Source organism: Pontibacter chitinilyticus (genome assembly GCF_039748935.1).
Taxonomy (GTDB): Bacteria; Bacteroidota; Bacteroidia; order Cytophagales; family Hymenobacteraceae; genus Pontibacter; species Pontibacter chitinilyticus.
Genome location: NZ_JBDIZJ010000007.1, coordinates 86,702 through 99,063, shown reverse-complemented (window position 1 = coordinate 99,063; position 12,362 = coordinate 86,702). Strand labels below are relative to the sequence as shown.

The 12,362-nt window shown below is 51.9% G+C and carries 11 protein-coding genes; 7 read left to right on the top strand and 4 right to left on the bottom strand.

Annotation, left to right across the window (positions count from 1 at the left end):
• The first annotated feature begins 67 nt into the window (after positions 1-67).
• From ABDW72_RS12335 to ABDW72_RS12325, 3 genes are all read left to right on the top strand, one after another.
• Positions 68-760, top strand: a complete 693-nt coding sequence (locus ABDW72_RS12335; protein ID WP_347158873.1) for a 3'-5' exonuclease — start codon at positions 68-70, stop codon at positions 758-760.
• Positions 757-2,664: a DUF294 nucleotidyltransferase-like domain-containing protein gene (locus ABDW72_RS12330; protein WP_347158872.1), complete on the top strand. Its 1,908-nt coding sequence runs from the start codon at positions 757-759 to the stop codon at positions 2,662-2,664. Before ABDW72_RS12335 ends, ABDW72_RS12330 begins: the two co-directional genes overlap by 4 nt.
• A gap of 183 nt (positions 2,665-2,847) precedes the next feature.
• Positions 2,848-3,759, top strand: a complete 912-nt coding sequence (locus ABDW72_RS12325; protein WP_347158871.1) for an AEC family transporter — start codon at positions 2,848-2,850, stop codon at positions 3,757-3,759.
• Positions 3,760-3,876: 117 nt separating this feature from the next.
• Here ABDW72_RS12325 and ABDW72_RS12320 read toward each other — a convergent pair whose 3' ends face one another.
• From ABDW72_RS12320 to hemN, 3 genes are all read right to left on the bottom strand, one after another.
• A complete protein-coding gene (locus ABDW72_RS12320) occupies positions 3,877-4,506 on the bottom strand; it encodes a hypothetical protein (RefSeq protein WP_347158870.1) in 630 nt (209 codons plus the stop codon).
• Positions 4,507-4,701: 195 nt separating this feature from the next.
• The gene (locus tag ABDW72_RS12315; protein ID WP_347158869.1) at positions 4,702-5,232 is read right to left on the bottom strand and encodes a CopD family protein; all 531 of its coding nucleotides are present in this window, start codon (positions 5,230-5,232) and stop codon (positions 4,702-4,704) included.
• Positions 5,233-5,432: 200 nt separating this feature from the next.
• Positions 5,433-6,809, bottom strand: coding sequence for an oxygen-independent coproporphyrinogen III oxidase (gene hemN / locus ABDW72_RS12310; RefSeq protein ID WP_347158868.1), 1,377 nt, complete (start codon positions 6,807-6,809; stop codon positions 5,433-5,435).
• A 177-nt stretch (positions 6,810-6,986) separates the two neighbouring features.
• On the opposite strand from hemN, the gene ABDW72_RS12305 reads away from it, so the two are divergent.
• Positions 6,987-8,105: an alanine racemase gene (locus tag ABDW72_RS12305; protein WP_347158867.1), complete on the top strand. Its 1,119-nt coding sequence runs from the start codon at positions 6,987-6,989 to the stop codon at positions 8,103-8,105.
• Positions 8,106-8,137: 32 nt separating this feature from the next.
• The gene (locus ABDW72_RS12300; RefSeq protein WP_347158866.1) at positions 8,138-8,992 is read left to right on the top strand and encodes a glycoside hydrolase family 25 protein; all 855 of its coding nucleotides are present in this window, start codon (positions 8,138-8,140) and stop codon (positions 8,990-8,992) included.
• Positions 8,993-9,273: 281 nt separating this feature from the next.
• On the opposite strand, the gene ABDW72_RS12295 is transcribed toward ABDW72_RS12300, so the two are convergent.
• Positions 9,274-10,173: a dermokine domain-containing protein gene (locus tag ABDW72_RS12295; protein WP_347158865.1), complete on the bottom strand. Its 900-nt coding sequence runs from the start codon at positions 10,171-10,173 to the stop codon at positions 9,274-9,276.
• A gap of 390 nt (positions 10,174-10,563) precedes the next feature.
• On the opposite strand from ABDW72_RS12295, the gene ABDW72_RS12290 reads away from it, so the two are divergent.
• Together ABDW72_RS12290 and ABDW72_RS12285 are read left to right on the top strand one after the other, a co-directional pair.
• Positions 10,564-11,334 carry a nucleotidyltransferase gene (locus tag ABDW72_RS12290; protein ID WP_347158864.1) on the top strand — a complete coding sequence of 257 codons (771 nt, stop codon included), beginning with the start codon at positions 10,564-10,566 and terminating at the stop codon, positions 11,332-11,334.
• 2 nt (positions 11,335-11,336) lie between these two features.
• Positions 11,337-12,101, top strand: a complete 765-nt coding sequence (locus ABDW72_RS12285; protein ID WP_347158863.1) for a metallophosphoesterase family protein — start codon at positions 11,337-11,339, stop codon at positions 12,099-12,101.
• Positions 12,102-12,362 lie beyond the last annotated feature (261 nt).

Sequence of the window (12,362 nt, the reverse complement as noted above, 5' to 3'; positions counted from 1 at the left end):
CACTGCCACCGCAAAATAATTCGAATCCTGTTTGCTACGCCAGCACGAATATAAGTACCTTGACCTTGTGAAAGATTACGTGCTGTTTATAGATACTGAAACCACCGGTATTCCTCAAGACTTTAATTCACCTTATGCCAACGATGCTGCATGGCCGCACTCGGTGCAGGTGGCATGGGTGGTGTACACCAAGTATGGGCAGCAGGTAAAAGCAGAAAATCATTACGTGCGCAACGATGGTTTTGAGATCTCGGAGGGAGCCGAAAAGATACATGGCATTACCAGCGCATTTCTGGAAGTGCACGGAGAGGACCGAAAATTTGTATTTGAGCTTTTAGCCGCCGACCTCAACAAGTATAGACCCTTGGTGGTAGGGCATTTTATGGAGTTGGATTACCACATGGCAGGGGTGGGGTTCTACCGCTCCGGCCTTGATAACCCTATGGCCAGCCTGCCAACCTTTTGCACCATGCAGGCATCGGCCAGTTACCTGATCTATACCCACCGCAGAAGCTTGCGACTTGGGGAACTGTACGAGCGGCTGTTCGGCAAACCCCTTGAGCACCACCACAATGCCCTGGCAGATGCACTGGCAACAGCAAAATGCTTTTTTCAACTACACCGCCGGGGCGACATCAGCGATGCGGCCATCGAGGCCCAGCAAACGCCAAAGCCGGAAAAAAAGCATTGGTATAAAGGTGGCTGCAGCCTTTCTGTATTGTTTCTTTTGATAATTATCTTCCTAAGCTACTGGTTATGAGTGAGCAACTACAATTCCTGAAAACGGTAAAACCCTTCGACAAGCTGCCGGATGATGTACTGCAAGGCGTAATTGACCTGTTGCAGGAGGTACGGTATACCAAAGATACGGCTCTTTATTACCAGGAGGTCACCAAGATGAAAGGGGTAGATCTCATTGCGGAGGGCGAGTACGAGGCATTTTTTTACGACAGCGAACAGAACAAGCGGGTGGTAGAGCACCACACCCGGGGCTACTGCTACGGGGGCTTATCGGTGCTGCTGAACCGGAAGCGATCCCTCCGTTCGGTTATCGCTAAAAAAGGTACGGTTGTATACTTCCTGCCTCGCCGCGATTTCAGGGCGCTGTGCCAGGCATATGAGGAGTTCTTTCACTTCTTCACCACTGAGTTTGGAAAACGCATGCTGGATGATGAATATTCCCACTTTGTGAAGCGGCCTACTGCCTTTGAGCAGAATTACATCGCGTCAGACCAGCTGTACTCCCGCAAGATAGAAAGCGTGGAATACCGCGAACTGGTTTCCTGCCCCGCCGATACACCGATTTACAAAGTTGCCCGCTGGATGGCGGAGCAAAAGGTAAGCTGCCTGTTTGTAACCAATGCGCAAGAGAAAGTAGTAGGTTACGTCACCGATATTACGCTCCGCGACAATGTGGTGGCCCGGCAGGCAGATGTCAGCGGCCCCGTTAGTGGCATTATGGATAATCCGGTGGTTGCCATCAATACGCAGGCGTTTGTGTATGAGGCTATTCTGCTAATGTTTCATACCAAAACCCGCTACCTGTTGCTAGAGGAGAACGGCCGCTACATAGGGTTTACCAGCCGCAACAGGCTGCTCAGTGAGCAGGCGCAGTCGCCATTCGTGTTCATTCAGTCCGTAAAGCTGGCCCAATCAGTGGACGAACTGCGCAAAAAGTGGCAGAAGGTGCCCGAGATAGTATACCAGTTGCTGAACCGTGGCGTGAAGCCCGAGATCGTGAACCAGGTAATCACGACGGTATCGGATACCATTGCCTTGAAAGTGATTGAGAGTACGATTGATACCATGGGCACACCGCCTGCCAAGTTTGCCTTTATTGTGCTGGGCAGCGAAGGCCGCAAAGAGCAGACGCTCAAAACGGACCAGGACAACGCCATCATTTACGAAGATAAGGCCAACGAACAGCGTGAACTGGTGCGGGAATACTTCCTGAAGTTTGCCGAGCGGGTATCAGAATGCCTCGACCATATTGGCTTCAGCTACTGCACAGGCGGCTACATGGCTAAGAATACCAAGTGGACTCACTCGCTCTCGCACTGGAAGCGCAACTATGAAAGTTGGATGAAAGAGCCGGAGCCGGCCACTGTGATGAAGTTCTCCGCCTTCTTTGACTGCCGCCTAATATATGGCGAGCCGGTTATTATGGAGGAGCTGCGCGAATTTCTGGATGAGGAGCTGCAGAAGCCGCTGGGCCGCTTCCTTTACCACATGGCTAACAATGCGCTGCAATATGTGCCGCCGCTGACGTACTTCAAAAATATCCGCACCTTCACCAAAGGCAGCCAGGAGGTGTTCGACATCAAAAAAGCGATGACACCGATCGTGGACCTGGTACGCGTACACGCGCTGAAGAACCGCATTTTCGCGACTAACACCGGCGAACGCCTCGAAGCGCTAAAGAACAACGGCATCTTTACCGAAGTAGAGTATCATGAGCTGATGCAGTCGTACTATTACCTGATGAGTATGCGCCTGAAAAAACAGGCAGTGCAGATCATCCATGATAAGGCAGATCCGGAGAATTACATTGATATTCAAAATTTGACAAAAATAGAGCAGGTTACCCTAAAGGAGATCTTCAAGACCATCGCCAACTTTCAGACAAGTATGAAAGTGAAATTCACGAATTCGCTTTTTGAATAGCGACCCAAAGTAGCCGCAGCACAACAGCAGTTTAAATGCAATACCAGGTCAAAGTACTTAAGTAGGTTTGGTGATATTTGAGCGGCAACAGAAGCCTCTTTTAGCAAAGAAGGTGCGGGCTAAGGCGCTGGCCACTACCTTTGCTGCAAAGCAAGCCGCTGTTCCGGCTGCGATCTATACGACATGAGCAGTTTTATACTTTTGTTCGGATGCCTGTTGCTGGGTATCTTCCTTCGGCGGCTGCCCGACTTTCCGCGGAACAGTCCGCAGGTGCTCAACCAGTTTATCATTTACATCTCGATGCCGGCGCTGGCGTTATACTTTATACCAGAGATAAAGCTAAACAGCGCAGTGCTGCTGCCGGTGGCAGTAGGGTGGATCTGCTTTGCCGGTGCGGTGCTGCTGTTCTGGAGCCTTGGTAAAGCGCTGGGCTGGTCGCGCAAGCTCATCGGCTGCTTTATACTTACAGCAGGCTTTGGCAACACATCGTTTATCGGCTTTCCGGTAATAGAAGCGGTGTATGGCAAAACCGGGCTGCAAACGGCTATACTAATCGACCAACCCGGCACCTTTATGGTGCTCTCCACGCTGGGCATTACGCTGGCAGCCTATTTTTCAAGCGGGCAGGGCAAAGGCAGCACGATCTTCAGCCGCATCATTAAGTTTCCGCCTTTCCTAATGTTTGTGCTGGCCCTAGCGATGAACCTGGTGGGCTGGCATTTTTCCCCTGAGATAAAAGATGTGCTGCAGCGGCTAGGCAATACGGTATCGCCGCTGGCGCTGGTTTCAGTAGGAATGCAACTCACGCTGGAGCGGCGCAGCAAACACTGGGGATTTCTGGCGTTAGGCCTGGCCTACCAACTTATACTTGCCCCGCTGCTGATCTTGGTGCTGTATGTGCCGGTGCTGGGGCAGCATGGCCAAACGGTGCAGGTTTGTGTGCTGGAGGCTGCAATGGCACCTATGATCACGGCTAGCATTGTAGCCTCATCGTATGGCCTGAAGCCGCGCCTGGCCAACATGATGGTCGGCATCGGTATTCCCGTTTCTATACTTACCTTAACGGTGTGGTACTGGTTGGTGCAGGGGATATAAGTGGTCACAGGAAAGACGGGCTAGCCACAGGCGAGGGATAAAGGCTACGCAGCGTTGCACAAGTATGGCGCTCAGCTTTGAACGCATTCCCGCACAACGCACAACACAGAATGAAAACTACTCTTCGTACGTGTCCAGCCTGATCTTTTCTATAAGCAGGTAGTTTTTGAACTGGTGGATGAGCTTGTCCATTTCCTTTTCCTTCTGCTCCAAAGCCTCCATTTCCTCATCTGAAGTCTGAAGCACCGGGCGCAGGCGGTCGAGGCTGTCATTCAACTGCACAATGGCATCAGTCGTATGGCGACGAATTTCCTCGTTCGATTCATTTGCGACACCTTCTTCCAGCTCCTGAATGTACTTTTCCAGAAACTTCACCATGTGCCAGGGGGTGTTTGGCCGGTTCCAGGTAAAGGTGATGTTGCAGCGGCGGCAACGGTAGGTATTGCTCTTCCAGCCAAGCTCGCTGGCCGTTACACCGTTTTTCTTCAGCATGTCCGCTTTATTGCATTTGGGGCACACCGCGTTGTCTTCAATGATGTTTTTTAACCGCTCCCGTTTATCCAAAATAGCGGTTCGGTTTTGCGCGTGGGTATAAAGCTGCGCCTCCAGGTTCTGGCAAGCGTTGGTGAGTTGCTCGTGTTCCTGGCTGAGTTCGCCCGTCTCCATCAGCAGCGCCGCGCGCTTACTAAAAAAGCGGATCAACTTCACTAACTCCCGCTCATTTGCTTTCAGTGCTGTATCGTTCATACTACAAAGATAGGAAGAAATGAAATGGGAAAAAGTTGGGAAGTTAGAGGGTTAGAAAGTTTAGAAGTGGATGAGAGGCACTTTGTACTCGTAGCGGCGCCTTTTTGGCACTTATCCCAAAGCTATTCTTCCAACAAGCAGCCTAAATAACACTCCCACCTTTTTAACCCTCTAACTTCTTAACTCCCCAACTCTCTAACCGTTCTCTCTGGCTCGTTTGTAGAGGCGGATAGCCAGCATCAGGATAACGGAAAAGAGGATCAGGCCCAGGATGCCCCATAACATGCTGAGAGAGCTTTTGAGTACTACCAGGAACACGATGCTGACGAGGAAAAGTGTGGCAACTTCGTTCCAGATGCGTAACTGGGTGGAGTTATACTTCAAGATGCCTTGCTGCTGCTGCCGGAAAAGGCGGTGGCAAAGGAAGTGGTATACATACAGGCCGACTACAAAGCAAAGCTTCCAGACCAGCCAGTCGGGCACTGCGCCGTAGAGGTACAGCATGGTAGGTCCGAAAATGAGCGTGAGGATAGCCGACGGCCAGGTGATGCCATACCACAGCCGCTTTTGCATTAGTGCCAGTTGCTTTTGCAGGATGCTCCGCTCCGGCTCCGGCTTTTCCGCAGCTTCGGCAAAGTATATGAACAGCCGCACAATGTAAAACAGGCCGGCAAACCAGGTAACAATAAAAATGATGTGCAGCGCTTTGATGTAGGAATAGCTCATCGGTAGCAAGTATAAATCCGGCAGCAAAGGTACTTCTTAATTGTTAAATTCAGGTATAGCCGGGTAGCAGCAGGCGCAGCGCACATGAGAACAGCCTAAAATAAAACCTGGCGCATGTCCGGAGAAATGCGCCAGGAGAGGGCTAAAGCTGAGAGGGTAAGTACTATTTGGATGGAAAGCCTTTACCCGGCAGTGCCACCTTAAACTGACCTGCTGAACACTGGCGTAGTCGGTTTGTCCCGCCACAGGCGCGCATCCAGGCACATGGCAATGTTGCGCAGAAACGGCTGTCCGGCAGGCAGCACCTGGATGTCCATATCGCTGCATGCGACTAAGCCATCGTCTTCCAGCGGCTGCAGGCGCTGCAAAGCATCCTGCAAGTATGGCTGCTCTGCTTTTTCCCAGAAAGAGGCAAAGCGGCACATCAGGTTCAGGATGTGCTGGCGGATGCGCATGTCTTCATCAGTCAGCTCATGGCCTTTGAGCAGGGGCAGCCGGTTTTCCGCCACCGCTGCCTCATAAGCTTCCACTTCTTTCACATTCTGTATAAAAGCGGTGCCCGTATCGGAAATGCTGGAAGCGCCCAAGCCGATCAGCAGCTGCGTGGGGCGGGGTGTATAGCCCATGAAATTGCGGTGCAGCGTGCCCGTCTGTGCTGCCAGATATAGCTCATCTTCGGGCAAAGCAAAGTGGTCGAGCCCGATCTCATTATAGCCGGCTTCTTCCAGTAAGTTTCGGCCCAGTTCATACAGGGCGCGCTTGTCAGCAGGCGCGGGCAGGTCGGCTTCGGAGTAGCGACGCTGTGCTTTGCTTTTCCAGGGCACGTGGGCGTAGCTGTAAAAGGCGATGCGCTCGGGCCGGAGCTCTTTCACTTTCTCGATCGTGTGGCGGATGCTGTCGGTTGTCTGGTGGGGCAGGCCGTAGATGATGTCGCCGTTAATGGAGGTATAGCCAATAGCGCGGGCGTCATCAAACGTCTGTTTTGTTTGCTCAAAGGTCTGGATGCGGTTGATTAAAAACTGCACGCGCGGATCGAAGTCCTGAATGCCTACGCTCAACCTCCGGAATCCCAGATCATACAACACCTGCAGCTGCGCGGCATTGGTAGCGTTGGGGTGCACCTCCACGCTCAAGGCTGCTCCTGCGGTTACCTCCACCGGTTCCAGCAGTTGCTCCAGCAGGCTTTTCAGGTTTTGCGCACTGAAAAAAGTAGGCGTGCCGCCGCCTAGGTGCAGCTCTGTCAGGCGTGGCTTCTCATCAAATGTGGCCAGGTATAGCGCCCACTCCTGCAAAAGAGCTGCCATGTAGGGCTCCTCTACTTGATGATTTTTGGTGATACGCTTGTTGCAGCCGCAGTAGGTGCAGAGCTGCTCGCAGAAGGGCAGGTGCAAGTATAAGCTGATGCCATTCGTGCTGTTGCTTTTTCGGAAAGCCTGCCGCACATGCTGTAGCCACTGCGCCTGTGTCAGCGGTTTCTCGTCCCAGTAAGGCACAGTGGGGTAGCTGGTATACCGTGGCGAGGGCACATCATACTTGGCCAGCAGGTCAGCAGAAGCAGTGTTGAGGGAAGCGATCATTTCACTAAGTATTTTAGAAGCTATACTATAAAGCAACGGCTTTACTACAGGCAAAGGTGTGGCAAATCAGCGCTTTAAGAAATGACAATTATCATCCGCAGTTATGACCTGGCTGTTTGTTTTGAAGAAAGATTAGTAACTTCACATAATTTGCCAGTTACAGCGCGTTTCAGATTTATGAGAATTACTACGCCAACATTGCTTTTAGACAAAGAGAAGTGCCTGCGTAACATCCGCAGGATGGTGGAGAAAGCAAGCAGAAATAATGTCCGGCTGAGACCACATTTTAAAACGCACCAGTCGGCCCAGATCGGCGAATGGTTCCGGGAAATGGGAGTCGGAGCAATTACGGTTTCCTCACTGCGCATGGCCAGTTATTTTGCCAACCACGGCTGGGCGGATATTATGGTCGCTTTTCCGGCGAATGTGCTGGAGATAGACCGCATTAACGAGTTGGCACCCCGCATACAGCTGCACCTGCTGGCCGTGAACCAGGAAACCGTAGAGTTGCTGGCGGCGCAGCTGAAGTATCCCGTCCATATTTGGGTAAAGATCGATACCGGCTATCGGCGCACCGGCATTCTGCCGCACAGCCATGCCGAACTCGACAGCATCCTTACAGAAATAAAGCAGAGCGATAAGCTGCACTTCAGCGGTTTTGTGGTGCACGACGGCCATACGTACAAGCAAACCGATATCGAAGCGGTCCGCACCATTCATAATACATCGGTATACCAGTTGCAGCTTTTAAAAGAACGCTACAAAGGGCAGTTTCCGCAGCTGCAGCTTTCTATTGGCGATACGCCTTCCTGCAGCATTGTAGAGCACCTAAGCGGAGTGGATGAGATCCGGCCGGGCAACTTTGTGTTTTTTGACCTTACGCAGCAACGCATCGGCTCCTGTACCTTTCAGGACATTGCCGTGAGCGTGGCCTGCCCCGTAGTGGCCAAGCACGCCGACCGGGGGGAACTGATCCTTTACGGCGGCAGCGTACATTTCTCGAAAGAAAGCCTGCCCCTGGAGAACGGCTCTGTAATCTATGGCCGTGGCGTGGAACTGAACGGGGAAGGCTGGGGCGCACCAATCGAAGGGTTGGAAATCGTATCTCTGTCGCAGGAGCATAGCATTGTGAAGGCAAGCCCTGAGCAGTTTGAGAAGTACCACATTGGCGACCTGCTGCTGTTGCTACCTGTACATTCGTGCCTTACGGCCGACCTGATGCGGGGCTACCTGACGTTAAACGGCGAGCGTTTGGAACACCTTTCGGGTGTGCCACAGCAGGAAGTGCTCTTCTAATGGCAGCACCAAAAAAAAAGCGGCCTGCGTTTATGAACGCGACAGAGGAGGATGCCTGGGACAAGATCGAAGCAGCGCCTCCGAGGTATAAAGTACCCCCATCCAAGGCGCCTAAGCCGGTCAAACGGGTAGCGACTGCCTCGCCCAAACGCCGGAAAAAGAAAAAGCAGCCTACGCCCATGCGGTTCTGGGTAGGAGCTGCTGCACTGGCTTTGCTGCTGTTGCTGGTGCTGTATGTGCATTTTTTTGTGGAGAAGCGGCACGTCGTATGGCCGGAGGGATACAGCGTTTACGGCGTCGATGTATCCAAATATCAGAAGGACATCGACTGGCAACTGGTACGCGAAAATGAAGTATCGTTTGCTTTTGTAAAAGCTACTGAAGGCGCTACGCTGCAGGATGCTTATTTCGACCGTAACTGGCAGCAGGCCCGCCAAGCAGGTATACTTTGCGGCGCGTATCATTTTTACATCCCATACCTCAAGCCGGAGGTGCAGGCAAAAAACTTCATCAAACATGTGACGCTGCAGCCTGGTGATCTGCCACCTGTGCTGGATGTGGAGCTGAAAGGACGTAAAACAAAAGAGCAGTTGCGCCGCGACCTGCAGGTATGGCTCCGGCAGGTGGAGAATGCCTACGGTGCCAAGCCGATCATCTACACCAATTACACGTTCTATAAAGATTACCTAGCCGGCCATTTCGATGATTATCACCTGTGGATAGCGCATTACAATGTATCCAAGCTAAAGCTGGAGAAAACAAACCGGCTGAAACTGGCTTTCTGGCAGCATACGGATGGCGGCGCCGTTGCTGGCATAGAAGGCGTGGTGGACTGCAATGTATTCTACGGCAGCATGCGCGATTTAAGAGATGTATGTATAAAATAGCAGCCCTAAAGTATAAATGATTCATGCGCAGGAGCAGGCTTCGTTTTATACTTCAGAGCTGTACAATATTTATTTTAACGCGGGATTTAAATCTTCGGCAGCCTTTTACCGGCTCCAATTGCCTTTGCACTTAATTAGAATACGCTGCAGTTTAGAATTACTGCTTACCAGGTAGTAAAAAGGCCAGGGATATAGCAAGACGTTAAATAGCTTCTGCACAAAAAAGGCGGTACACTAAGCTAGTGTACCGCCTTTTTTACTGTTGCGCTTAACGGTTATACTTAGTAGCGATCATAATCTCTGTTGTCGCTATCGCGCCGGTCGTGGTTACGGTCGAAGGTGCGGGTCTGATTGCGGCTTCGGAGGTAGTCACTCTCGGAATTGTTGTTGCCTTGATTAAAGTAACCGCTCATGCCATAAGGCTCGCTGGTGCTTGAGCTGCCATGCGCGTATCGGTCGTCTGCGGTATACATGTGGCGGTCCTGGTCGGAGTTATAGTTGCCTCTGCCGGAGTTACCTCTTGAGCCATAATTGTCTCTGTCGGAAGTTCGGTCGTAGCCGCTGCCCATGTAGTTGCCACGCGATCCGCCGCCGAAGCTGTGTGTATTGTAATCGTCGTTCTGGAAGTTATAACGGCCCTGGCTTTCGCCTCCGAATCGGCGCGAGGTGTCGTTGCCATAAAGGTCGCGGTCGCTGGAGTTAGAGCTTAAGCCCCTATCCGAGCCACGGCCCGAGCTGCGGTTGTCGTTGTAAAAACTGCTGCTGCCGCCATACGAATTGCCGCGGCTGGGGCTGCTGAGATTGCTTTGGCGGGCCTCGTCAGGGCTGCCCGTGCCGCTGTAATAATTGTAGCCGCTGTCGTTATCGTTGCCATAGCGCTGCGACGGATGTTGGCCCCCTCTGGAGGAGCCAAAGCCCTGTGCCCCGCCGTAACTGCCCATGCTGCCATAGTTGCGGGAGCTGCTGTAGGTGCCATATGCATCCTGGTTGCTGGTTTTGCGCGAGCCGCCCATTTCGTCGCCCTGATTGCCATACCTTTCGTTGCCGTAGCCGCCGCGGGCCGACGAACCGTAGTTGTCGAAGCCATAGTTGCCGTCCTGCTCTGGATGGCGATAACGCTCGGAGCGGTTGGTGTGGAAGTTTTCTGAATTGTCGTAATGGTCAGATTGGTTTCTGTTCATAGCTTTTAATTGTTTAAATGTGGTACAAAAATGTCTGTACTTATTTAACGAGAGCGGTAGGGAGGGGTTAGATGAATTTGGAATTAAGGGTACTCACCGTAGCTGCAGAAAAGGCGCGGGTGAATGTGCTGGAAAGCCTTGAGAAGCTGCTTATTGAGCAGGCTAGTGGCTACACTCAGAATACTCCAATTTAAAGGCGTTGTCGCTGCTTTCGTTTTCAGCCATTAACTTGATTTTAAGCCGGCTGAACTATTTTTATACAACTTCAAGGTCAAGAAATCAGTACAAGCATCTACCTCGGCAGTAAGTGAAGGAGTGCAAATTCTGCTACCGGTTTTGCCGGACCAATTCCTCCCTGTAGAATTTTAAAAGCTGTTGTTTAGAAGTAGTATGGCGAAAGAAGCAAAAGAGAACCACGTGCAGGAAAAAGACGAGCATCAGAAAAAAGCAGCGAACGAATTTTATGAACGCGCGCTGCAGATGCTGAAGCAAAGCGGTACAGATTTTCTGGTGGGCGGGGGCTTTGCTCTGCGGGAGTACACCGGTATAATGCGCGACACCAAAGACCTGGACGTTTTCTGCAAATCAGGCGAGTGCCCGCACATAATGAAGTGGTTTAACGAGCAGGGCTATGAAACCGAGCTGACGGACCCGCGCTGGCTGGCCAAAGCCATCATCGGCGATAACTTTGTAGATGTGATCTTCAACAACCCCGGCAACCACTGTGCCGTGGACGACAGCTGGCTGGAGCGATCTGTAAAAGGAGAGCTTTTTGGCGTAGAAGTGAGGTATATTCCGGCAGAAGCACTGGTCTGGTCTAAGCTGTATGTGCAGAACCGGGAGCGCTACGATGGCAGCGATATCAACCATATTATTCTGCGCTGGGGCAAAAACCTGGATTGGAAGTGGCTCTGGATGCATATGGAGCAGCACTGGCAACTGCTATTCGCGCAGCTGCTTTCGTTTCAGTTCGTTTACCCTTCCGACCGCGACCTGATACCGCGCTGGCTTTTTGATGAACTGCTGACACGGGCGCAGGAGCAGTTTGACCTTCCGACGCCAAAAGATAAAATTTGTCTCGGTCCGCTCATTGATCAGACCCAATACGCAACCGATATCACCGAATGGGGCTATAAGGTAGTAACGATGAGATCCGTTTAACTATGATGCAACCAGAAAGTAACATACCGGAAAATAACACCTCTAAAACCAGAATTGCCGCTGTTGGCGATATCCACGTGCGGGAAACCGACCAGGGCAAGTGGGAAGAATATTTCAGGCAGGTATCGGAGAAAGCCGATGTGCTGCTGTTGTGTGGCGACTTAACCGATACGGGCAGAATAGCAGAAGCAGAAGTGCTCGCCCATGAGCTGAAAGCATGCACTATACCGGTAGTCGCGGTGCTCGGCAACCACGATTTTGAGCGCGACAACGGCAAGGCAATCCGGAAGCTGATGATCAACGAGAACGTGCACCTGCTTGACGGCGATTGTGTGGTGATCGGCAATGTGGGATTTGCAGGTGTGAAAGGCTTTGGCGGCGGCTTTGACAAAGGCATGCTGGGCATGTTTGGCGAGCAGATGATCAAAGATTTTGTGCAGGAAGCCGTAGATGAAGCCCTGAAGCTAGACGGAGCACTCTCCCGCCTCGACAGTGAACATGTAGACCTCAAAAAGATTGCTGTGCTGCACTATGCGCCTATCCGGGCTACGGTAGAAGGGGAGCCGGAGCAGATATTTCCGTTCCTGGGCTCCTCCCGCCTGGCTGAACCGATCAACCGGCGGCAGGTAGTAGCGGCGTTTCATGGCCATGCTCATATTGGCAGGCTCGAAGGCGAAACCTCGAAAGGGGTGAAAGTATACAACGTGTCGCTGCCTATACTTGTAAAAGAAGGTTTTCAGCCGGCCGTTTTCCTGCTCGAAGTATAGCCGTTATACGAATATGAAAGCAGCACAGCCCTGCGATAGCTTTACAGGAGCTGCCGCAAGGCTGTGCTGCGTAAATGCTGGGTACTTATACTTGTTCCGCCTCTTACTTCGGCCTTTCACTTTAACGTACAGGCAATCGGCAGGGCAGGCGTTACGAAACCAGTATTATTTTACTTTTGCGTAGCGAAACAGGTACTCCAATCCAGCGGAGCAAAAGGGGTGTCTGGCTGAGTTGTTCCCCTATACCTTGCTGGCGAAGAT

Bases quoted from the DNA above. Each gene is read 5' to 3' on its own strand.
- ABDW72_RS12295 (WP_347158865.1), bottom strand. From the start codon at position 10,173: ATGAACAGAAACCAATCTGACCATTACGACAATTCAGAAAACTTCCAC.
- ABDW72_RS12325 (WP_347158871.1), top strand. From the start codon at position 2,848: ATGAGCAGTTTTATACTTTTGTTCGGATGCCTGTTGCTGGGTATCTTC.
- ABDW72_RS12315 (WP_347158869.1), bottom strand. From the start codon at position 5,232: ATGAGCTATTCCTACATCAAAGCGCTGCACATCATTTTTATTGTTACC.
- hemN (WP_347158868.1), bottom strand. From the start codon at position 6,809: ATGATCGCTTCCCTCAACACTGCTTCTGCTGACCTGCTGGCCAAGTAT.
- ABDW72_RS12330 (WP_347158872.1), top strand. From the start codon at position 757: ATGAGTGAGCAACTACAATTCCTGAAAACGGTAAAACCCTTCGACAAG.
- ABDW72_RS12290 (WP_347158864.1), top strand. From the start codon at position 10,564: ATGGCGAAAGAAGCAAAAGAGAACCACGTGCAGGAAAAAGACGAGCAT.
- ABDW72_RS12320 (WP_347158870.1), bottom strand. From the start codon at position 4,506: ATGAACGATACAGCACTGAAAGCAAATGAGCGGGAGTTAGTGAAGTTG.
- ABDW72_RS12285 (WP_347158863.1), top strand. From the start codon at position 11,337: ATGATGCAACCAGAAAGTAACATACCGGAAAATAACACCTCTAAAACC.
- ABDW72_RS12305 (WP_347158867.1), top strand. From the start codon at position 6,987: ATGAGAATTACTACGCCAACATTGCTTTTAGACAAAGAGAAGTGCCTG.
- ABDW72_RS12300 (WP_347158866.1), top strand. From the start codon at position 8,138: ATGAACGCGACAGAGGAGGATGCCTGGGACAAGATCGAAGCAGCGCCT.